Origin of the sequence: Halomonas sp. QHL1 (assembly GCF_001882345.1) — a bacterium.
Classification (GTDB): domain Bacteria; phylum Pseudomonadota; class Gammaproteobacteria; order Pseudomonadales; family Halomonadaceae; genus Vreelandella.
The window spans coordinates 3,788,026-3,808,361 of sequence record NZ_MINL01000001.1 but is presented as its reverse complement, the minus strand read 5'-3'; the positions used below and the strand labels follow the sequence as shown (position 1 = coordinate 3,808,361).

The 20,336-nt window shown below is 55.5% G+C and carries 20 protein-coding genes; 11 read left to right on the top strand and 9 right to left on the bottom strand.

The features are described 5' to 3' along the window. Nucleotide 1: 1 nt before the first annotated feature. The 3 genes from deoD to QHL1GM_RS17400 all read left to right on the top strand — a co-directional run bounded on the left by deoD (nucleotide 2) and on the right by QHL1GM_RS17400 (nucleotide 2,452). Nucleotides 2-727: a purine-nucleoside phosphorylase gene (deoD, locus tag QHL1GM_RS17410; protein ID WP_008957683.1), complete on the top strand. Its 726-nt coding sequence runs from the start codon at nucleotides 2-4 to the stop codon at nucleotides 725-727. Nucleotides 728-783: 56 nt separating this feature from the next. Further along, nucleotides 784-1,191, top strand: coding sequence for a cytidine deaminase (cdd, locus tag QHL1GM_RS17405; protein WP_071695601.1), 408 nt, complete (start codon nucleotides 784-786; stop codon nucleotides 1,189-1,191). Nucleotides 1,192-1,327: 136 nt separating this feature from the next. Continuing rightward, on the top strand, nucleotides 1,328-2,452 hold the full coding sequence (locus tag QHL1GM_RS17400) for an aminotransferase class V-fold PLP-dependent enzyme (RefSeq protein WP_071695600.1): 1,125 nt from the start codon (nucleotides 1,328-1,330) through the stop codon (nucleotides 2,450-2,452). A gap of 58 nt (nucleotides 2,453-2,510) precedes the next feature. On the opposite strand, the gene QHL1GM_RS17395 is transcribed toward QHL1GM_RS17400, so the two are convergent. Together QHL1GM_RS17395 and QHL1GM_RS17390 are read right to left on the bottom strand one after the other, a co-directional pair. Beyond that, entirely contained in the window at nucleotides 2,511-3,200 is a 690-nt protein-coding gene (locus tag QHL1GM_RS17395) for a CBS domain-containing protein (protein WP_071695599.1), read from the bottom strand. 174 nt (nucleotides 3,201-3,374) lie between these two features. Beyond that, nucleotides 3,375-4,805: a hypothetical protein gene (locus tag QHL1GM_RS17390; RefSeq protein WP_071695598.1), complete on the bottom strand. Its 1,431-nt coding sequence runs from the start codon at nucleotides 4,803-4,805 to the stop codon at nucleotides 3,375-3,377. A 114-nt stretch (nucleotides 4,806-4,919) separates the two neighbouring features. Here QHL1GM_RS17390 and QHL1GM_RS17385 point away from each other — a divergent pair, with 114 nt between their 5' ends. Next, complete coding sequence (locus tag QHL1GM_RS17385) at nucleotides 4,920-5,945, top strand: DnaJ domain-containing protein (RefSeq protein WP_071695597.1); 1,026 nt, start codon at nucleotides 4,920-4,922, stop codon at nucleotides 5,943-5,945. A gap of 76 nt (nucleotides 5,946-6,021) precedes the next feature. Beyond that, entirely contained in the window at nucleotides 6,022-6,453 is a 432-nt protein-coding gene (locus QHL1GM_RS17380; protein ID WP_071695596.1) for a hypothetical protein, read from the top strand. On the opposite strand, the gene QHL1GM_RS17375 is transcribed toward QHL1GM_RS17380, so the two are convergent. Further along, nucleotides 6,370-8,904, bottom strand: coding sequence for a mechanosensitive ion channel family protein (locus QHL1GM_RS17375; RefSeq protein ID WP_071695595.1), 2,535 nt, complete (start codon nucleotides 8,902-8,904; stop codon nucleotides 6,370-6,372). The two genes, QHL1GM_RS17380 and QHL1GM_RS17375, sit on opposite strands and share 84 nt — an antisense overlap. Before the next feature lie 143 nt (nucleotides 8,905-9,047). Between QHL1GM_RS17375 and QHL1GM_RS17370 the strand changes: the two genes are divergently transcribed. Together QHL1GM_RS17370 and QHL1GM_RS17365 are read left to right on the top strand one after the other, a co-directional pair. Beyond that, on the top strand, nucleotides 9,048-10,058 hold the full coding sequence (locus QHL1GM_RS17370) for an amidoligase family protein (RefSeq protein WP_071695594.1): 1,011 nt from the start codon (nucleotides 9,048-9,050) through the stop codon (nucleotides 10,056-10,058). A 60-nt stretch (nucleotides 10,059-10,118) separates the two neighbouring features. Next, entirely contained in the window at nucleotides 10,119-10,808 is a 690-nt protein-coding gene (locus QHL1GM_RS17365; RefSeq protein WP_071695593.1) for a gamma-glutamyl-gamma-aminobutyrate hydrolase family protein, read from the top strand. Here the strand turns inward: QHL1GM_RS17365 and tpx are convergent. Further along, a complete protein-coding gene (tpx, locus tag QHL1GM_RS17360; protein ID WP_071695592.1) occupies nucleotides 10,791-11,291 on the bottom strand; it encodes a thiol peroxidase in 501 nt (166 codons plus the stop codon). The two genes, QHL1GM_RS17365 and tpx, sit on opposite strands and share 18 nt — an antisense overlap. Nucleotides 11,292-11,427: 136 nt before the next feature. On the opposite strand from tpx, the gene QHL1GM_RS17355 reads away from it, so the two are divergent. After that, nucleotides 11,428-12,144 (top strand): glutamine amidotransferase, encoded by a 717-nt coding sequence (locus tag QHL1GM_RS17355; protein WP_071695591.1) that lies wholly within the window; start codon nucleotides 11,428-11,430, stop codon nucleotides 12,142-12,144. A gap of 4 nt (nucleotides 12,145-12,148) precedes the next feature. Here QHL1GM_RS17355 and nfi read toward each other — a convergent pair whose 3' ends face one another. The 3 genes from nfi to QHL1GM_RS17340 form a co-directional block, all read right to left on the bottom strand. Beyond that, the gene (nfi, locus tag QHL1GM_RS17350; protein ID WP_071695590.1) at nucleotides 12,149-12,835 is read right to left on the bottom strand and encodes a deoxyribonuclease V; all 687 of its coding nucleotides are present in this window, start codon (nucleotides 12,833-12,835) and stop codon (nucleotides 12,149-12,151) included. Between the two features lie 129 nt (nucleotides 12,836-12,964). Then, a complete protein-coding gene (locus tag QHL1GM_RS17345; protein WP_071695589.1) occupies nucleotides 12,965-14,680 on the bottom strand; it encodes a DEAD/DEAH box helicase in 1,716 nt (571 codons plus the stop codon). 91 nt (nucleotides 14,681-14,771) lie between these two features. Then, the gene (locus QHL1GM_RS17340; RefSeq protein ID WP_071695588.1) at nucleotides 14,772-14,960 is read right to left on the bottom strand and encodes a hypothetical protein; all 189 of its coding nucleotides are present in this window, start codon (nucleotides 14,958-14,960) and stop codon (nucleotides 14,772-14,774) included. Nucleotides 14,961-15,188: 228 nt separating this feature from the next. Here QHL1GM_RS17340 and QHL1GM_RS17335 point away from each other — a divergent pair, with 228 nt between their 5' ends. Both QHL1GM_RS17335 and QHL1GM_RS17330 read left to right on the top strand, forming a co-directional pair. Continuing rightward, a complete protein-coding gene (locus tag QHL1GM_RS17335; protein ID WP_071695587.1) occupies nucleotides 15,189-15,386 on the top strand; it encodes a CsbD family protein in 198 nt (65 codons plus the stop codon). A 152-nt stretch (nucleotides 15,387-15,538) separates the two neighbouring features. After that, nucleotides 15,539-16,021 (top strand): PRC-barrel domain-containing protein, encoded by a 483-nt coding sequence (locus QHL1GM_RS17330; RefSeq protein WP_071695586.1) that lies wholly within the window; start codon nucleotides 15,539-15,541, stop codon nucleotides 16,019-16,021. A 93-nt stretch (nucleotides 16,022-16,114) separates the two neighbouring features. On the opposite strand, the gene QHL1GM_RS17325 is transcribed toward QHL1GM_RS17330, so the two are convergent. Together QHL1GM_RS17325 and QHL1GM_RS17320 are read right to left on the bottom strand one after the other, a co-directional pair. Next, nucleotides 16,115-17,107: a glutathione S-transferase family protein gene (locus QHL1GM_RS17325; protein WP_071695585.1), complete on the bottom strand. Its 993-nt coding sequence runs from the start codon at nucleotides 17,105-17,107 to the stop codon at nucleotides 16,115-16,117. Between the two features lie 91 nt (nucleotides 17,108-17,198). After that, nucleotides 17,199-18,122, bottom strand: a complete 924-nt coding sequence (locus tag QHL1GM_RS17320) for a LysR family transcriptional regulator (RefSeq protein ID WP_071695584.1) — start codon at nucleotides 18,120-18,122, stop codon at nucleotides 17,199-17,201. 451 nt (nucleotides 18,123-18,573) lie between these two features. On the opposite strand from QHL1GM_RS17320, the gene QHL1GM_RS17315 reads away from it, so the two are divergent. Then, on the top strand, nucleotides 18,574-20,295 hold the full coding sequence (locus tag QHL1GM_RS17315; RefSeq protein WP_071695583.1) for a peptidoglycan DD-metalloendopeptidase family protein: 1,722 nt from the start codon (nucleotides 18,574-18,576) through the stop codon (nucleotides 20,293-20,295). The last annotated feature ends 41 nt before the right edge of the window (nucleotides 20,296-20,336 follow it).

Sequence of the window (20,336 nt, the reverse complement as noted above, 5' to 3'; positions counted from 1 at the left end):
GATGGCAACCCCGCATATTAACGCTGCCCCCGGTGATTTCGCTGATACCGTACTGATGCCCGGTGACCCACTGCGCGCCAAGTACATCGCTGACACCTACCTGGAGAACGTGCGCCAGGTCAACGATGTGCGCAATATGTTTGGCTACACCGGCACCTACAAAGGCCGCGAGATTTCCGTGATGGGCCACGGCATGGGCATTCCGTCGGTCTCCATCTACGCCAAAGAGCTGATCACCGACTACGGCGTTAAATCGCTGATTCGTGTGGGCTCCTGCGGCGCGGTGCGCGACGATGTCAACGTGCGCGATGTGGTGATCGGCATGGGCGCCAGCACCGACTCCAAAGTCAACCGTATGCGCTTTAACGACCACGACTTCGCCGCGATTGCGGATTTTGAACTGACCCAGCACGCGGTTGCCGCCGCCAAGGCCAAGAACGTGCCGGTTAAAGTGGGCAACATCTTCTCAGCGGACCTGTTCTACAACCCGCAAACCGAAATGGCTGAAATGCTCAAGCGCTACGGCATTGTCGGCGTCGAGATGGAAGCCGCTGGCCTTTACGGCGTCGCCGCCGAGTTTGGCGCCCGCGCCATGACCATCTGTACCGTGTCGGATCACATCCTGAAAGGCGACTCGCTCTCCAGCGCCGATCGCCAAACCACGTTTGACGACATGATGCTGATTGCTTTGGACACCGTTCTTCGCGACGACGCTGCCCGCGCCTAGCACGTTGAAAAGAGAACTTTGAAAAGAGCACGTTGAAGCGCCCAAAAGGAAACATGATGGAACAGGTATCAGAAGAGATCGTTCAAACGTTGTTGAGCGCACGGGCTAACGCTTATGTGCCCTATTCCGCTCACCCGGTGGCGTCAGTTATGGTAACTCCTGACGGTCATCAGTTTGCGGGCACCAACGTCGAAGTGGCGCACTACAAAGGCCTCTGCGCCGAAGCATCGGCCATTTCCGCCATGATCACTGCCGGGCAGCGCCAATTGGCGACCGTCTACGTGATGGGCCCTGGTGATCACCTTTGCACACCCTGCGGCGACTGCCGTCAGCGGATTCGCGAATTCGCCACGCCAGAGACGCAGATCAAGGTACTCTCCGGCAGCGGTGAATTGATGAAAACCTACACTATGGAAACGCTGCTGCCCGACGCCTTTGGGCCAGAGCAGTTGCCGCCACGCTAAGACAGCCCGCTTGGCTTTCAAAACCAGCTCCATCGCGGGCTGGTTTTGTGCTTTTATTGCTCGTACTCTTAGAAACAACTTGTTGCTTACGACGCAATGTGCCGAATAGAGCACAGCACCTATTTAGGAGAACGCCATGGCTGGTTTACTGCCCAACGTCGACCCCGACGGCTTGCTTGAGTACTCTGTGGTCTACACGGACCGCTCGCTGAACCATATGTCACAGCAGTTTCAGGCGGTGATGCGCGATATTTCTGCGACTCTCAAAGAGGTGTATCACGCCCACGCAGCGGTGATTGTGCCCGGTAGTGGCACCTTCGGTATGGAAGCGGTGGCGCGACAGTTTGCCGTTGACCAGAAAACCCTGGTGATCCGCAACGGCTGGTTCAGCTACCGCTGGACGCAAATTATCGAGATGGGCCGTTTAACCGATCAGCACACGGTGCTTAAAGCGCGGCGCCTGAATGCCGATGACCCACGCTCGCCTTTTCAACCGGTGCCCATTGATGAGGCCGTCGCGCAGATTCATAGCGAAAAACCCGCCGTGGTGTTTGCCCCGCAAGTCGAAACCTCTGCTGGCTTGCTGCTTCCAGATGACTATATTCATGCGCTCGCCGAGGCCACTCACGAGGTAGGCGGCCTGTTTGTGTTAGACGCCATCGCCGCGGGCACCCTGTGGGTGGATATGCAGGCGCTCGGCATTGATGTGGTGGTAAGCGCGCCGCAAAAAGGTTGGAGCGGCTCGCCCTGCTGCGCCATGGTAATGCTCTCCGAGCGGGCTACGCAGCGCTTGAGCAACACCCAGAGCAACAGCTTTGCCTGCGACCTGGGTAAGTGGCACAGCATTATGCAGGCCTATGAAAACGGCGGGCACGCCTACCACGCCACGATGCCGACCGATGCACTGCGGCAGTTGCGGGATATCATGCAGGAAACTCGTGCATACGGCTTTGCCAAGGTAAAAGAGGAGCAGCAGGCGATTGGCCGTGAAGTCCGTGCCATGCTTAAACGCCACGGTTTTGTCAGCGTCGCTGCGGAAGGCTTTGAGGCGCCGGGTGTTGTGGTGTGCTATAGCGACGATAGCGGCTTAGTAGGCAAACTTGCCCAGGCGGGCGTTCAAGTAGCGGGCGGTGTGCCGCTAATGTGCGATGAAGGCGATAACTTCCAAACCTTCCGCATAGGCCTGTTTGGCCTCGATAAGCTGCACCATACAGAGCGCAGCGTAAACAGCTTGGAGCAGGCGATTAAAGCAGTGGTTTAAGAGCGTGCTTAAGAGAGCAAGGAAGGAAAAGCCCGCTATTTTCGTAGCGGGCTTAAAGTCACATATACCCCACGCCTCGCGGCATCATGCCCAGATGATTTTCGACTTGGGTAACCCCTGGCACGTTTTCCGCAGCAACAGTTACCGCCTGCTTCTGCTCAAGCGATTCGACCAGCCCCCAGACCTCTACAGCACCGCCATCCACAATCACGCTAATGCCTTCAACGCGTACGCCGGTATTATTCTCAACCTCTTTGAGAATAGCCTCACGAATTTGTCGATCATCCGTGGGTGACTGGGTTGGCGCCACCGCGGCATTGGCAATGCCTTGCAGCAGATTAGCGCGGCTGACAATGCCCACTAACTTGCCATCACGCAACACAGGTACCCGCTTGATATGGTGCTTTTCCAACATCCGCGCAATGGTATGTAGCGGCGTGTTCTCTTCGACGGTCATCGGGTTCGGAGTCATGACCTCGTGGGCTTTACGGCCATGGGACTTAACGTAGTCACCAGCATCCTTGCCGCCGGAAAACAGCGATAACCACCAAGAGTCTCTGTGGCCACTCTCATCTTTTACCCGGCGCATTAAATCGCCTTCGCTGACAATCCCGATCACCCGGTGTGCGTCATCCACCACAGGAACGGCACTGATACGGTGATTGAGCATCAGTTGCGCAATTTCTCGTACTTCAGCATCGGGCCCTACACTCACCACTCTGGGCGTCATAATATCGATAGCTTGCATGGCTCTCCTCCTTGCGCCAGCCCTTAAAACACGCTTAAAGACTGAGCCGCAGATGCAGGTTACCCTGCCTGTTCTTTGAGCCTAGTTCGCTGCGGAAAATTTGCCCATGCTCGCTAGCGATATCAGAGAACGCATTTAGGCTGCGTTGACCTGGCGCAGTTTATTGCCCCTTTCTTACTTGCCCTCCTTCACCACACTGCTCTCTTCGACTTTCTCAACATCGACAATCCCCGAGCGGCTAACGACGACCTTCCAACGGGCGAGATAGGGCGTATCTTCACTGCCGGTCTCACGGATTACCAAGTTGAACAGATGGCGGCGCTCGACGCCCTCGCGCACTGCCTGGCCATCTTTAAGACGGTAGATGTGATGCTTGCCCTTACTCATTAGCCTCGTCAGCATGGAGATATCCAGATTGAGCGTTTCACGGGTGTGCTCGTAGCCGCTTAAAAAGCGCGTGGGCGACATCCGGGAGCTTGAACGGTAGTGCAGCACCACTTCTTCACGCTGGGCTACCGTACGGCGACGCATCTGCTGAATGTCATCGCCCAGCGAAGCAAAGCGCTTATAGTCAAACCACTCCAATTGGCGACCCACCACGGCATTGCGCGTGGGGTCTAAATACTGGCGGCGCCACTTGGGGCGGCCCTTACGCAACCAGCGCCAAACGGTATTGCGCAGATCATCCTTAAACACTTCGCGCATGGCGTAAAGCATCGCCATCGCCAATACAAACAGCGCGGTGATATCTCCCAGCACGCTGCGTAAATGCATTATACCTAAGGTAACAAATCCCATTACCACTGCCGTCACCACGGCTTTAACCGCTTTCTGCTCACCACCTCCCAGCTCCAACGCCTCTTGTTTCAGGGTAATCGGGTGTTCAATCAGGCGCCGTAGCAAGCGCATTTTATTCGACATTCGCGTGGGGTCGGCCATCACCCGCTCGGCGTTGTACTGCTGCTCGCGGCGATACTCCCCCTCGCGATGGCACACGCTAATAAAACGTCGACGAATATCGGTAAACTCACCGCCGCGGGGCATGTGCGCCACCAGCGCCAGCAACTGCTGTTCGGTAAACCAGGAGAGGTAGTTATCAATATTGGCAAAGTACTTGTTGAGGCTTTCATCATCGGGCTGGTGGCGACGCAGCCGCTTGAGAATACCGTCGCTTAGGTCGATCATTTCATGCAGCTGATCGCGTAGGGCGACAGCGCTCTCTTGTACCTCACTGTTCTCTTCCCGCTCCTCTTGGCGGGCATGACGCAGCTTGTTGGCACTCACTAGCATCGATCGAGTAGTACGCTCCATCGCTTCTACGTACTGGTAGGCGTAAAGGCTTAGGCTCAATCGGTACGAGTCGCTGCCGAGCCGATTACGGCTGGCCAACCGACTGTGCACCAGGGGCAGGAGATACTCATCACTGTAGTAGGTGCGCGAGACATTGATGGCGGCATGATAAAAGGCTTCTTCTGAGATAAGCTGGGTGCTTAAGCCCAGTTCGCCAGGCACAAAAAGATAGACGTCGAGGTTATGCGATGTCTCTTCCTTGAGCCGCCGGGTAAGACGCAGCTGAAAGCTGTTTTTACGCTCAACGTTGATCAACTCATCAATCTCCTACTCCTTTGCCTAACGTGATGATATACCATGGCTAAAATGATCATGGTGCCGTATAAAACCACCGCCCTCTGTTCACCTTTTCATCTGTGGAGCTAGGAAATGTCCATTGCCCGTTTTTCACCCTTTGAGCTGCTGCTATTAAAGAGCCGCAGCCAAGTGGATACGGCAACCCTGCTGCTGTTGGCTTGGGTGCTGGTGCACCGTCAACACGTCTCGGAAGGTCAGCGGCGCCGCCGCTTGGCCCAGGTGACCGCGCAGTTTCGCCACGGGCATGAGCTGGGTCCGGTGATGAGTATTGCCCATAGCCAAGACCTGCAAGCGATCCAACTAGCCGCGGAGGTGGTTCGCAAAGAGTGCGGCTCTGAGCGCAGCCTCAGCGTTATTCATCAAGCGATAACCGTCGCCACCGATGACGGCGAACTGTCGCTGGCCAACCACTATATTTTACGCTTTTTGGCCGATTTACTAACCGTTGCTCCGATGACCTTAAACACTCTGTTTAAGGAACTCACCGGCTGCCCGCTGGCCACCCCCGAAGACCCCAGCCGTGATGTCTACTGGCAAACTCACGATCCAGATTACCATGCTCGAAAAGCACGCGAGGCTGAGGCCGCCGAGCAGCAGCACCAACAGGCCAACGCCCGGGCCGAACAACAGCAACGAAAGAAAGATCAGCGCTACCAACAGAAGCAGCAAAAACAGCAGGAGAAGCAGCAGCGTCAGGAGCAGGCTCGACAAGCCCGGGAACAGGAACAGCAGCGCCAGCGGGAACGTCAACAGGAACAGGAGCGGCAAAGGCAGCAACAGCAGCGCGAACAGGCCGAACGCGAACAGCGCCGCTCTCGCCAGCATGATTCTCGTCAGCAAGACTATCGCCAACAAGAGCATAGCAATCGCCAGCAGCGTCCCTCACCGCCGCCACCCGACCGGACCACGCGAGCGCTTTCAGTGCTGGGTCTTACCCCGGGAGCCACCCGTATAGAAGTTCGCCACGCCTATCGGCGGATGGCGCAGCTCCACCACCCAGATCGCTTCTATTCAGAAAGCGAACACCAGGTCGCTTTGGCTTCGGCGCGTTTTCAGCGTATTAAAAACGCCTATGATTATTTGATGCAAACTTACTAAGACCATGTAACGCTAGAGGTTTCGCACTATGCGCTGGCCCACGAGAATCGAGTCCGAAGAGAAACAATAGCCCCCTATGCGCGATTTGTACCAGCGCCTCGCGGTTTCCCCCGAGGCCAACGACCAAGAAATCAGCCAAGCCGTCGCTAGCTGCTTGCATAGCGCGCTACGCCAGGATGCCGAGGCGGTGTTCGCCGTTGCCGAACGCCGTGATACCTACGACACGCTGCACCATACCGTGAGCGATATTGGCAAGCTGCGAGCGCGCCTGGGGCTCAGCCACGGCGCCCACTGGCAGGGCGATGTCGCCAACGATTTTTCGCTGCCGCCTGACTTCGCCATTTCGCGTCACGACGAGCTGGTTGACCGCGTTAGCCACGCGGTCTCGCTGTATAACCGCTGGCGCCGCTGGCGCGGGCCGTGGCTACTCATCGCCGTGTTCGCCACCGGGGGTGGCATAGGTATCGCTCTGGGGCTCGCCCTGTGCCTGGGGCTTTTGCCGATGTGACGCTGCCCGATTAGCTGTTTCATCGTGCTTGCGCTCCTGCTCATCCTTGCGAATTTCGGCTTTTGTCGGGCGTGGCGCGGGCTTCGGTGGTGCCGGTTTCTTATGTTCCTCTGTGTTTGATTCGCTTTCTTGCCCCGCTTCATCCTTGCCCTGCTGACTCTCAGGCGAGCCGTTTTCTGGCGAGTCTTTTTCTTGCGAGCCCTGTTCTAATGAGAACGAAGTACCCGCGGCGGCCTCCATGCGGTCTTCGGAGCGCCCTTCCATACTGATACTGAGACGCGGCACGCCCAGGTCAATTTCTTCGGCTTCCATACGCTGTTTCAGCAGTAGATTAAACGCCCGTGAGACATCCCATTGCATCTCCGGCGCGGTGCGAAAACGCATGCGTAAAATAGGACAGCCATCCTCAAAGCCCTGGACGCCCTGCATCTCCAGCGGCGACCAGATGTAGTGGCGCATCATCGGGTCACGGCGCAGCTCTTGGGCGGTCTCCTGCATCAGGGTAATCGCATCGTCGATTTTCATATCAAACGGAATGCGGATACGCATCAGCGCGATACCGAACTGGCGGGACATGTTATGAATCGACTCAATGCGGCTGAAGGTGATGATGTGCACGATCCCATCCAGATCGCGCAGCCGCACGGTGCGCAGCGTCAGCCCCTCGACCGTGCCCATATGGTTATTGATCTGCACGAAGTCATCGACCGCTAACGAATCTTCGATCAAGATAAAAATGCCGGTAATTAAATCCTGTACCAAGGTTTGAGCACCAAAACCAATCGCCAGACCGATCACACCAGCACCGGCCAGCAGTGGAGTCACGTTGACGCCCAAATTGGCCAACCCGGCGATCACGGCAATAATCAAGATGGTCACGAAAATGACGTTGCGAATCATTGGCGTGATGGTTTGCGCCCGGGCCTGATTGACCCGCCGCCCCCGCGAGCGCGCCGACGACGTTAGCGCCCGCTGAATGGCAGTGTCGGCAAATATCCACACCAACCATGCCAGCAGCACTGTGGCGCCCAGGCTCACCAGCGCTTGACCAATCCGTGCACTGGCTACAGCCTGCTGGCCCAGACCAAAGAACGAACCGCCCCACACCTGCATCGAGAGTTCAGCAAACACCATCCACGCACAGATATGCGCCAACACAAAGCCGAAGCGCTCTAACCGTTTACGGTACTGGCTCTGGCGGTGCCGATGACGACGCTTGCCCATCCGCTCCGCTTGCCTGCGCAACAGCCCAGTGACCACCAGCGTGAGTACCAACAGACTGGCGGAAATAATCGAGCGCGCCAGGGCAGTCCCCACATCGCCGACGGTGATAAAAATCGCCAGCAGCGAACCACTCACCAGCAGTAGCGCGGGTATGTGCCATAACCCGCCCAAGGAGCGAATCATCTCGACAGCCGTATTTGCATCCCGGCGCTGCTTGAAGGGCCGGTTGCAAATCAAGTGGCGCACGGGGCGCTTGAATTTAAGAATAAATCGCGCTGCGAGTAACGCCGCGAGCATATTAGAGAGAACAGAGACAAGGCTCGACAGTTCGTTACCCAGCATTTCAACTAGACGAGAGGAGTTAACTGCATCGCCAAGCGCAATCAAGGCACCAATTACAAACAGGCCGCGCAAGGCATGCTGCTGAAGCAGTTGAACCGCGGTAAAACGGTGGCCACGGCTAAAGAACGCGATGACCGTCTCAAACACCACCGAGAGCGCGCGGCCACATAAGCAGATATAGGCCACCACCAGTACCAGCGTTCGCCCGGGGCTATCGGGCAGCACCTGACCGATCCCTAAGGTAATGGCAAACGACAGCGCCCAAGGCAGCATGCGGCGTAAAAAGTGCACTGCTAGCAGCCAGCCCTTCGGATCCCGGGGTAGATCCAGCGGCCACTCACGGCGGGTTGCCAGCAGGCGCCCAAAGGCAATCATCATCACCAGCAGCACGATCCATATCAGGGCGAGCACGGTTCCTTCAACGACGGCTCGAATCGCCTCGCCCTGGTCGGCATCATCATTAAGCGCGCGCAAATCCTCCGCGCCTTGAACGAGCTGGCGTGACCATTGATCAACCGGCGAGTCGCCCGATTGGGCCTGATCGCCAAGGTCGCTTAAGGTGTCGGCGAGTGCACCCAGTAGCCCTTGGTGCACCACACCATCGTCCTCACCGGCAGCGTCTGAAGCGACCTGCAGCTCGCGTAGCGATTTGAGCAGCTCGGTGCGCCGCTCTTCATTTTCGAGCATGGTGATGACGTCGGTTAGCGAATTCTGAAACTCTTCGTTGCTAACTTCGGCCGTTTGCTCTTCGGAACTGCTGCTCAGCCCAGGCAGCGACACCGTTTGCGCCTCGGCCTGGGTTATTGCCATGCTTGTCACTGCTAGGCTTGCCAACACAAACAAGAAAAAGCCTATTACCGAATTGATTAACCAGTGCTGTCGCACGCCCTACTCCTGAAAATTAGCTTTGATGGCGCCCTGCTTATCGTGTGCCGCCGCTATGGCTTACTGAACCCAGTAATACGCTCAGTCTCAATGCGTGACTATGATAGGCTGGAGACTCAAACGTTCACCTCAAGGATGCCGAGATGACGCTACAAGCTCCACCTAATCGCATAAACAGCCACGGGGAAATCCGGCAAGTTGGCGTCGAAATTGAATTCGCTGGCCTGCCGCCCCGAGACACGGCGATGATCGTACGTGAGCTGTTTGGCGGGGAGCTTAACGTGGTAAGCCCCCATCGGCTACTAGTAGAGAATACCCGTTGGGGTGAATTTGGTATCGAGCTCGACACCCAGTATGCGCATCCCGACAAATCACTGGTCGACGACCCTCATGCTGAAGACAGCGAATGGGCGCGCCATCAGCATCAGCGGCGAGTCGAGTTCCATCAAAAAACCCGCGAATTGATTGGTGATATGGTCACCGGCCTGGTGCCTACTGAAATCGTTTGCCCACCAGTACCTTGGAATGAATTGGAAGATTTAGACGCGCTGTTCGAGGCTCTGCGTGAGCACGGCGCCAAGGGCACCGATGCCAGCCTGCTGTATGGGTTCGGCTTACACCTAAACCCTGAAGCGGAGCGTTTCGACGTTGACTACTTGCTCGCCATGCTACGCGCTTACCTACTGCTGGCTGGCTGGCTGCGCGACGAAATCAAAGTCGATATTACCCGCGAGATGCTGCCCCACGCCAATCCATTTCACAAAGCCTACGCGCTAAAAGTACTTGATAGCCGCTATGCGCCTGATCTCGACACGCTAATTGACGACTACCTGCACTACAATCCAACGCGCAACCGCGAGCTGGATTTACTACCGCTATTTGCCTACCTGCGCCCCGACCACTCCCATGAATTGCTGCATACCCAGCTTACCAAGCCGCGCCCTACCTTTCACTATCGCCTACCTAACGCCCAGCTTTCCCATCCAGGGTGGGGCTCGGCGGTCGAGTGGAATCGCTGGGTGGAAGTTGAGAAACTTGCCGCCAATTCTGAGGTTTTGCTCGCTCGCTGCGCTGAGTATATTGCCGACCATAACCGACCGATGCTGACCCGCATAAAAGAGAAGCTGGTTCGTTGGCTTCGTCGTGAGCGCTAGCGTTTTTACAGCGCCCCATTTTGTATTTTTCATTTCCTGTCACAGTGAGTAACTACCCGCATGACTCGGCCGCTTATCGGAATTACTACCTCAGACCAAAAAAGCCACCTAGCGTGGTGGTTTGATTGGTTTGCCGTCTGGCGGCATGGCGGCAAACCGCTGCGGTTATCGCCTTCTCGGCCGCAACCTGAAAGCCTTGATGGCTTAATTATTGGCGGCGGCGACGATATTCAGGCCCATCTTTACGGTGGCGAAGTCCAACTGGATGTGCGACTTGACCCTGCACGGGATGAGCTGGAACTAGCCCTACTTGAACGTTTTATTCCGCTGCACACACCGGTGCTGGGTATTTGCCGTGGGGCACAGTTAATCAACGTGCATCTTGGCGGCACCCTGGATCCCGATATCTACACCACCCATGAAGGGTTAAAACGGCGCCGCACCGTACTGCCGCGCAAAACCGTTGATATTGTCGGAGCAAGTAAGCTGCATCGCCTGCTAGGGGTCACCTGGTGCCGGGTTAACAGCCTGCATCATCAAGCTGTTTATCAGGCGGGCAGAGGGATTGAAATCGTTGCACGTGACAGGGATGGGTTGGTGCAGGGCATTGAGTCGCGGGAGCACGACTTCTTGATTGGCGTGCAGTGGCACCCGGAGTGGCTGATTTTCAACCGCCCCCAGCAGCGCTTGATTCGCGCGCTGGTGACGGCTTCAAAACGTCATGCTAGAAAATCAGTTCAAAACCGCTAAGGCAGCTTCGTAATCCGGCTCATTTTTCAACTCGCTCACCAGCTCGCTATGCAGCACGCGGTTATCGGCATCCAGTACCACGACTGCACGAGCGCATAGGCCTTCCATGGGGTTGTTGCACAGCGCCACGCCCCAGGCTTCGCGAAACTCGGGGTGGCGGAAAGTAGATAGCGTTTCGACGTTATCCAGTCCTTCCGCGCCACAAAAGCGTTTGGCCGCAAAGGGTAAATCCGCTGAAACGACCAATACCACGGTGTCCACAAGGTTTGACGCCAGCTCGTTAAAGCGACGCGTAGACATAGCGCAGGTGGGTGTATCCACACTGGGAATGATATTGAGCACTTTACGCTTGCCTGCATACGTATCGAGCGTAACGTCTTGCAGATCGGTGTTGGTCAGCGTCATCGCAGGTGCCGCCTGCCCTTCTGCGGGCAGTGTACCAGCCACATCCAGCGGTTCGCCTGCACGGGTAATCTGTTGCATTATCTACTCCTTATGACGTTAATAATTAATGCATTCTTACCATTTAAGAAGCCATGGTAGGCTATCTTCACGCCTTTACGCGCTTCCTGAAAGGCCTTTGTTCAACGTTAGCATTTCATCATACCGAGAGAGTCATATGGCCTGTGTATTGATCGTTAAAACCGGCGACGCTTTTCCGGAAGTTGTCGACCAGCACGGTGATTTTGAAACGCTATTTTTAAAGCAGCTCAGCACTGCCCTGCCGGCACATTTAGAGCTACAGGTTTGGGACGCAACACGCCAACCCATTGCCCCTGACCTTGATGCACTCGCAGGTATTGTGATTACTGGCTCACACAGTATGGTCAGCGAGGCCGAACCCTGGAGCGAAGCGCTTAAGCCGTGGCTGCAAGAGGCACTGGCAAACGACACGCCGATGCTTGGCGTTTGCTATGGTCACCAGTTAATGGCCGCCGCTTTTGGTGGCGTGAGCGACTACCATCCCGCGGGCCGCGAATCCGGCACACGCACCGTGCGACTAACCCAAGCAGGCCAGCAAGACCCGCTGTTTAGCCAGCTACCGGCGAGCTTTGCCGCCCACCTGACTCATACCCAGTCGGTGATGCAAGCGCCTCTCGGTTGCACGGTGTTAGCCCATAACAGCCACGACGCCCACCAGGCGCTGCGCTACGGGCCGCGCCAGTGGAGCGTGCAGTTTCACCCCGAGTTTACGGCGCCAGTGATGCGTGCCTACCTCGAACGCCAACGCGCCGCCCTACGCGACCAGGGCGAAGAGCCCGACACCCTGTTAGCGAACATTACTGACTGCCTCGATGCTTCCAGCCTGCTGCGGCGCTTTTTGGCGTTTGTGTAGCCGACTACCTCCGCTGATCACGCCGTGAAGCCAATCGATCCGCCAGCCGCGTTGGTTCAGGCAGTTTGGTACGCCCTAAACAGCGCAACACCCAGGTCAGCGAGGTCTCTAAAGTGATACGGTGCCCAGGCGATATATACACGGGCTTGACCTTGGTGCGGGAGCGCAAAACGGCACCAATGGTCTCTTGCCCTGCGTAGAGCGGCACCCAGTCCCCGCGCTGCTCGCTCACCGCAGCGTGTTGGCCATATAAGCGTGACTTGGCAATGCCGATGGTGGGCAAATCCAGCCATAATCCTAAGTGAGCTGCCACACCTAACCGCCGTGGGTGTGCAATTCCCTGGCCATCGACCATCACCAGTTCAGGCATCACGCTTAGTTTTTCAAATGCCCCCAGCGCGGCGGGAATTTCACGAAACGACAGCAGACCTGGAATGTAGGGCATGCGGGTGGGCTCGCGATGAACCACCTGCTCCACCACCGTTAGATCGGGCGCGGTGGCAGAGTCCCACTTCAATACCACCACCGCTGCCCGGGTGATTTCGCCGCCCTCTTCAAAACCGATATCCACCCCGGCGATATGCGTTATCGGCGCTAGGCGATCTGTAAGCTCCAAGCGCTTTGCCAGTTGCGACTGCAGTGCCCTGGCCTCTCGCGGAGCCAAATTCCATTCGTGTAGCGTTACGGTCATGGCTTCCTCCCTGAACGTAAACAATCCTGTGGATGATGAATAAGGTAGCAAAAAAACGCCCCCGCACCAGTAAAGGTGCGGGGGCGTTGAGATTTTCTCAACTGCCGCTTGGCGGCTGCTGATTAATCCTTATGCACGTTCGCGACGACGAACCGGCGCATCGCCTTCGTCACGACGACGGCGCGGAGCGCGCTCTGCCGGTGCGCTGTCTTCGCTGATTTCCAGCGGACGACCGGCTACACGAGCACGGGCCATCTTGGTCAGAATCGTCGAGGGCAAGCCGCTCGGCAGTTCGACCACAGAGAAAGCGTTGCGAATATCGATACGACCGATACGCGCGCCTTCAATGCCGCCTTCGTTAGCGAGGGCACCGACGAGTTGGCCAGGCTTGACGCCATCTTTATGACCAACCGATACACGGTAGCGCGTCATGCCTTCAGTCGGCGCGCCAGTGCGTTCGCGGCGTGCACCCGGCTTACCGCCAGCCGCACCATCACGCGAGGGCTTCTCTTTGCGCGGCGCCTGTAGGCGACCAATCGGCGGCTCGTCAGCGCGCGCCATAGCGGCAAACGCACAGGTTAGCTCGATCGGGTCATGGCCTTCTTCAACCAGGCGCTCAATCAGAGCACGCTGCTCTTCGGCGCCTTTCGTCAAGGAGGCAATAACACGCTGATGGAAGACTTCATCGCGATGGGCGCGAATAGCGGCTTCGTCAGGCAGCGGCATTTCGGTCATTTTCTGACCGGTTGCCTGCTCCATCCAGCCCACTTTACGCGCTTCACGGAAGCCAGCAAAGGTAATCGCGATGCCACTACGACCCGCACGACCAGTACGGCCGATACGGTGCGTGTAAGCTTCGGCATCTTGGGGCAGGTCGTAGTTGATTACGTGTGTGATACGCGACACGTCAAGACCGCGAGCTGCCACGTCAGTAGCGATCAGCACGTCGACTTTGCCACGCTTCAAGCGCGTAATGGTGCGCTCACGCAGGCTCTGGTCGAGATCACCCGACAGGCCAGCGGCGTTAACGCCACGCGCAGTCAACTGCTCAACGAGCGTGGTACAAGCGGCACGGGTACGCACAAAGACGATGGCACCATCGACCGGCTCGACTTCGAGAATACGTGCAACGGCTTCAAGCTTAGCGCCACCATCAACGCGCACAATGCGCTGTTCGATGTTTTCGCCGGTCGTAGTGCCCGACTCAATCGCGACTTTCACCGGGTTAACCAAGTAGCGGTTAACGATGCGCTCAATTTCAGTCGGCAGAGTCGCCGAGAAGAACACACGCTGAGCATCTTTCGGGGTATCGGCAACCACGCGTTTTACGTCGTCGATAAAGCCCATGCGCAGCATTTCATCAGCTTCGTCCAGCACTAGGGCGGAGAGGCCGTCAAGCTTAAGGCTACCGCGATCCAGGTGGTCGATAATCCGGCCTGGGGTACCAACAACCACTTGTGCGCCACGCTTAAGGGCGCCCAGCTGTTCACGGTACTCTTGGCCACCACATAGGGTCGCAACTTCGAGCCCTTTGAGGTTTTGGCCATACTTACTAAACGAGGCAGCTACCTGCTGAGCCAATTCGCGGGTTGGCGCCATCACCAAAACTTGCGGCTCGCGGCGAGTCAGTTCTAAACGTGACAGTAACGGTAATGCAAACGCTGCAGTTTTGCCGGTACCCGTCTGGGCCTGGCCCAGCATATCGCGGCCTTCAAGCAGCGCAGGGATGGTTTGCGCTTGAATCGGCGAGGGAACTAGGTAGCCCTGTGATTCAACAGCAGACAGAACGGCAGGCAAAAGAGCCAGATCGCCGAAGCTCGGCGAGGCGACAGAAGTCGAGGTCATTAATCACACCTTGGTAGGCCGGTAAGCACCGGCAAAAAACATCATAAGCGTCTCTGACTCAGTCAGCGCATAACGACATAGAGTGTGGTCGTTATCGATAACAGGCACCGCCGTAGCGGTCAAAGCCATCAATGGAGTCGGAGACGCCGGTCGCACCTAGCATCCGGTTAGCAAACACCGCGTTAGCGGGCCAACCGTTGTGGCGACCTTCTGCGCCGATTTCACCCGTGTGGTGAAATACTGGAGGCGCGCCATCTTCACAGCAATGAACATCTAGCAAATGGCGAGATGTTCCCGCAAGCGCTACTACGAATAACTACGTAGAAAGACGCTTATCGTCATGATGGAGGGGTCAACACATGCGAGGAAGGCGCATCCTACCACTGCATTTCAGCTTTTACCAGTGCTTTTAACTTACACCACATTGGATCAAGGACTTGCACTCATGCAAATATGGTCTAACCTAGGAAATGCCTAATTAAGTTCACTATTCTCAAGGAGCGATGCAATGAACTGGGATCAAATTGAAGGCAGATGGAAAGAGATGAAGGGTAAGGCCCGCTCTAGCTGGGGCGAGATTACTGACGACGAACTGGATCAGATCGGCGGTAAGAAAGATCAGCTAGTGGGCAAGCTTCAGCAGAAGTACGGTCTTGAGCGCGAAGAAGCAGAGCGCCAAGCCGATGACTGGGCTGATAAGCAGTAATACTGTTACTGCACCCTCTAATTACACCATTTCCGTTTTGGTAGGTCGGTTTTCTTAGCAACATAATGTAGTGAAGGTTCTGGTTACGTTATCCCTTCACTATCTGCAGCCGTATCGACTTACTATCTATCGTAGCCACATGGAGAGATGCTATGCGTAAGACACTTCTGACAACCGCAATCGGTACAGCCCTACTGGGAAGCTTTGCCATGGGCGCTCATGCATCCAATGAGCCCCAGGGTATGTATTCTGCCGACGACATTCTTGATGCAGAGGTCTATTTTTCCGGCGGTTCCGGTGAAGAGATCGGCGATGTTGAAGACATCCTGTTTGATGAAGAGATGCGTATTAATGCGATTGTGATCGAAAGTGGTTCAGTGCTTGGCCTAGGTGGCCGCGAAATTGTTGTCGGCACTGATTACTTCACTCTCGAAACCGAGACGGAAGATGACGGTGACACCGAGCACCGCATTATGGTCGAAGCCAGCCAGGAAGAAGTCGAAGCCTTCCCCGCCTACAACAACGATTGGTGGGAGCAGACCAAAGCCAATGCCCGTGATGCTTGGGAAACCACCCAAGAAGGTGCTGAAAGCGCCTGGCAGCGTACCCGCGAAGCAGTAAATGCTGACGATTAATGGCTAAACGCTATCGTTAGATTGACTGAAGAGCGCAGTTTAAAGGGCCGCCTATATAGGCGGCCCTTTTTGATGCTAGCTACATGTGGTGAGCTATTTACGTCGTACGCCCTGCCCCGGCAAACGCTCGCGGTCATGAGGCTGCTCAAAGTCGAGCAACGGCCCGGTAGGTACGATACGCGTAGGGTTGATCGTGTCATGACTATAATAGTAGTGGCGTTTGATATGGTCCATATTGACGGTCTCTGCCACCCCCGGCCACTGATAGATTTCCCTCACGTAATTGGAGAGGTTGGGATAATCCTCAATGCGTTTAAAATTGCATTTAAAATGCCCGTAGTAAACCGCATCAAATCGGATCAGCGTCGTAAACAGACGGATATCTGCTTCGGTTAACCACTCTCCTGCTAGGTAACGATGTTCGGCCAAACGTGCTTCCATACGCTCTAGGGCGTCAAACAGTGCCTTCACGTGCTTCTCATAAACCGCCTGCTCGGTGGCAAAGCCTGATTTATAAACACCGTTATTGATATGGTCATAGACATCGGCGTTTACGTCATCAATGACCCCACGCAGGTCTTCTGGGTAAAAATCCAAGTCGTTGCCGGTCAACTCATCAAACGCTTGGTTAAACATACGCAGCAGATCCGCAGATTCATTATTAACAATGGCACTGCGCTGTTTGTCCCATAGCACGGGCACGGTGACACGACCGGTATAGTTTGGGTCGGTCATGGTATACAGCTGGTGATGAAAGTCGACGCCGTTAATGGGGTCGCCACTGGCGCCTTCGTCCTGGCGGTACGTCCAGCCTTGGTCGAGCATTAATGGGCTAACATGGGATGTGCCGATCAACGGCTCCAGCCCTTTCAGCTTACGCATAATCAGCGTGCGATGCGCCCAGGGGCAGGCGAGGGAGACATATAAATGGTAACGCTCTTTTTCCGCTGGGTAGCAGTCACCGTCTGTTTCCGGCTGGTCACCCACCCAGTCGCGCAACTGAGCAGATTCGCGAACAAACTCGCCGCCGTGTTTTTTAGTGTCATACCACTGATCTTGCCATTCGCCGTTTACAAGTAGTCCCATGAGGCGTCTCCTGAAAAGTTTTTTGGAGTCTTAGCTATCGCGTTACTTTTTTTCAGCATACGCCCGCTTCAGGGAGGCTCAAGCGGATGTTTTACGGCCTTTCATTCGAGTAAGTCGAATCATGCAGCGCACACTCGCTTACCACGGCCTGTTTCAGTGCAGCGGCCATTGCGTGAGCCGCAGGCCCTGCCCGATCCCGGTCGCGAAAAATCATCTGAATCGGCACTTCACGAATACCGCCCGCGGGGAGTGGCAGCGGCTTTAATTGACCGCTGTTTAACTCCTCAACAATACGTGTCTCCGGCATCCAGGCAAAGCCCAGGCCTCGTCTTAGCATATCCAGTGAGGTATTAAGGTGGCTGACGGTCCAGCGCTGCTCAGCTTTCAACCAGCCAGCGTTGGTTGATTGGCGCAGTGCTGAATCACGCACCACCAACTGCCGATGCTGGGCCAAATCGCGAAGATCCAACGAGCGACCCAACTGGTGCAGCGCATGCTGGGGATGCGCCACCGCAACAAAACGCACGGTTACCAGCGGTTCGCCCAAGAAGCCCTGCGCCTCAATGCCGGAGACCACCAAGTCTGCGCGGCCATCGTAGAGCATTTCAATGCCGCCATTGAGCACACTCTCGTGTAGCTGAACGCGCACCTGGGGATACGTTTCCGAGAAGCGTTCTAACGCTTTGGCTTGAGCGGCAGCAGGAAATACCTGATCGATGGCGACCACTACTTCCGCTTCTAAACCAGCGGCTAGCCGGGTGGCGACATCCTCAAGTGAAGCCGCACTCTCTATTAATTGACGCGCACGCCGAAGCAGCAGCTCGCCAGCTTCGGTTAACCGCACTTGTCGACCAATAGGCTCTAGCACCTGGACGCCTAACTGCTCTTCTAACTTATGCACGGCATGATTCAGCGTGGAAGGACTTTTATGTACAGCTTCTGCCGCACGCGCAAATCCACCATGGTCAACCACGGCGGCCAACATTTGCCATTGTGAAAGTGTTACCCGGGACATTTCGATTTCCTCAACGCAATACAGCGATACAATGCGCTTAATGTTCGAAAAAACATGTGTTCGAAAACATGGCTAGAATGCCAGGAAACAGCCAATACTTCCGCTTATGCTTGTGAAAGGACTGAAAAATAGCCGCTAACGGCAGGTAAAAAAAGTGTTCAGTGCTTGCCGAACAGCTAAACGCTCCACATTTATTATATTTCGACTTTAAAAAAGTTAATTTTTGTCTATGCTTAACTCAGGTTATTTAGTTAACTCACTTTATTGGTTACATTTGTTAGCAAACGGTGTTTATAAATAGTAATCTTTAGCTATTATTGTCTTTTTTGTATTAAATTACGTTTTATGTATAGATATACAGTCTATGCACTCATGCTTTCATGGGGTATGGTTTCTGAGTTTATTCACTTTATAGTTATTATTAATCACGAACTCGGCGGTCCATTTTCCCATGTTGCGAATCCTTCATTCGCTGCCCCGCACGCATAAATTATTACTGTTACCCGTGGCCACAATGGTCACTGTGCTGGGCACACAAAAATTACTGACGACATATCAAGATTTAAATCAATCACATACCCCACTCGAAAGCGTGCTGGTTCCGCTTCCGAGTGACTCTGCTCCGGGCGTTCCTTCCCTGCGTCAAGAACGAACCCCCGTGGCAGATGCGATCGATCGCGCCTCACGCGCCCTCGACGCCACTCGCGAAAATATTCCCCTTAGTGAACTCACCGTAACCGAGATCATTGATCTTGACGTCATCGCCAGCGCAGAAGCTGGCATGACAAATCAACCAGTGTTAGGTAGTAATATCACGGTGTTGAATGCCGCGTCACTCGAAGCACCAATGCTGAATACTCCAGCGCTGGGCAGCGACGCCCTTGATGATGGCGCACTGCATATGGCGATTGTGCTGGGCACCCTGGCCAGTGGCATGCTGGATGCAGATAACACTTCCTCTGTTGAAATAGCCGACGCCACCTCTTATGAGGATTACGGCGTTGATCTATTTGACGATATCTCGTTCCTGGAGTTAGAGCTGGCAGCAGAAGAGCCGTTCGTGCCTGAATGGGAAACGCATATTGTCGAATCCGGCGAAACTTTTGCCGTATTGGCCCAGAATGAACTAGGCCTTGGCTACAGCGAAGTGATGGCCCTGCTTGAAGATTTACCCGATCAGCGCATGCTAACGAATTGGCGCGCTGGTCACAGCTTTGATTACCAGTTGGATGAAGATGGGCGCTTGTTATCGCTGCGGATGATGAAAAATACCCGCAATGGCATATTGTTGGAGAAGGATGCAGACCACTTCGCCATTACCACTATAGAGCGCCAGGGCGAACCTGTTCAGCGCCTCTATGCAGGTAGCGTCAGCGGTAGTTTTGCGCGCTCCGCCCAGGCAACAGGCTTAAACAGCGGCTCGGTAACGGAACTGACGAAGCTACTTGAAAAGAAGCTTGATTTTCGGCGCGATAGCCGCCGCGGTGACCGCTTTCAGGTACTGGTTGAGTCAGACATGATCGATGGGGAAACACTCGATTCTCGCGTATTAGCGGTTCATTACGACGGCGAACGCATGGACTTAACCGTTGTACGAAATGCCAGCGACGATAATTTCTACACGCCTGAGGGCGGCAGTTTGGACCCCGCCTTTGCCCGCCACCCGTTTGAAGGCAGCTACCGCTTAAGCTCCAACTTTAACCCGCGGCGTAAGCACCCGGTCACTGGCCGTGTTAGCCCGCATAACGGTACCGACTTTGCCATGCCCATTGGCACGCCGGTAACGGCTCCCGCCAATGGTGTTGTCGAGCGCGTGAGTAACCATCACGCCGCAGGACGCTATATTGTCGTCCGTCACGACAATGGCTACCGTACTCGCTACCTGCACCTCTCCCGCCCGCTGGTTAAGCAAGGTGAACGGGTAACGATGGGCGAGCGTATTGCACTATCAGGCAATACAGGCCGTAGCACTGGGCCTCACCTGCACTATGAAGTCATCGTCAACAACTCACCGGTCAATGCGATGACGGTTCCCCTGCCTGAAAACACCAGCTTGAGCGGCGACACGCTTATTGCGTTCCAAACCCAGGCAGCACCGATACTGGCGACACTGGAAAGCGGCGAAACAGGGCCGGTTAGCGTGGCTAACTACCAACAGGAAAGCGACGACTAACGATTCGGTTCAATTCGATGCTTAACGCAAAACACCGCCAT

Bases quoted from the DNA above. Each gene is read 5' to 3' on its own strand.
- deoD (WP_008957683.1), top strand. From the start codon at position 2: ATGGCAACCCCGCATATTAACGCTGCCCCCGGTGATTTCGCTGATACC.
- cdd (WP_071695601.1), top strand. From the start codon at position 784: ATGGAACAGGTATCAGAAGAGATCGTTCAAACGTTGTTGAGCGCACGG.
- QHL1GM_RS17400 (WP_071695600.1), top strand. From the start codon at position 1,328: ATGGCTGGTTTACTGCCCAACGTCGACCCCGACGGCTTGCTTGAGTAC.
- QHL1GM_RS17395 (WP_071695599.1), bottom strand. From the start codon at position 3,200: ATGCAAGCTATCGATATTATGACGCCCAGAGTGGTGAGTGTAGGGCCC.
- QHL1GM_RS17385 (WP_071695597.1), top strand. From the start codon at position 4,920: ATGTCCATTGCCCGTTTTTCACCCTTTGAGCTGCTGCTATTAAAGAGC.
- QHL1GM_RS17380 (WP_071695596.1), top strand. From the start codon at position 6,022: ATGCGCGATTTGTACCAGCGCCTCGCGGTTTCCCCCGAGGCCAACGAC.
- QHL1GM_RS17370 (WP_071695594.1), top strand. From the start codon at position 9,048: ATGACGCTACAAGCTCCACCTAATCGCATAAACAGCCACGGGGAAATC.
- QHL1GM_RS17365 (WP_071695593.1), top strand. From the start codon at position 10,119: ATGACTCGGCCGCTTATCGGAATTACTACCTCAGACCAAAAAAGCCAC.
- tpx (WP_071695592.1), bottom strand. From the start codon at position 11,291: ATGCAACAGATTACCCGTGCAGGCGAACCGCTGGATGTGGCTGGTACA.
- QHL1GM_RS17355 (WP_071695591.1), top strand. From the start codon at position 11,428: ATGGCCTGTGTATTGATCGTTAAAACCGGCGACGCTTTTCCGGAAGTT.
- nfi (WP_071695590.1), bottom strand. From the start codon at position 12,835: ATGACCGTAACGCTACACGAATGGAATTTGGCTCCGCGAGAGGCCAGG.
- QHL1GM_RS17345 (WP_071695589.1), bottom strand. From the start codon at position 14,680: ATGACCTCGACTTCTGTCGCCTCGCCGAGCTTCGGCGATCTGGCTCTT.
- QHL1GM_RS17335 (WP_071695587.1), top strand. From the start codon at position 15,189: ATGAACTGGGATCAAATTGAAGGCAGATGGAAAGAGATGAAGGGTAAG.
- QHL1GM_RS17330 (WP_071695586.1), top strand. From the start codon at position 15,539: ATGCGTAAGACACTTCTGACAACCGCAATCGGTACAGCCCTACTGGGA.
- QHL1GM_RS17325 (WP_071695585.1), bottom strand. From the start codon at position 17,107: ATGGGACTACTTGTAAACGGCGAATGGCAAGATCAGTGGTATGACACT.
- QHL1GM_RS17320 (WP_071695584.1), bottom strand. From the start codon at position 18,122: ATGTCCCGGGTAACACTTTCACAATGGCAAATGTTGGCCGCCGTGGTT.
- QHL1GM_RS17315 (WP_071695583.1), top strand. From the start codon at position 18,574: ATGTTGCGAATCCTTCATTCGCTGCCCCGCACGCATAAATTATTACTG.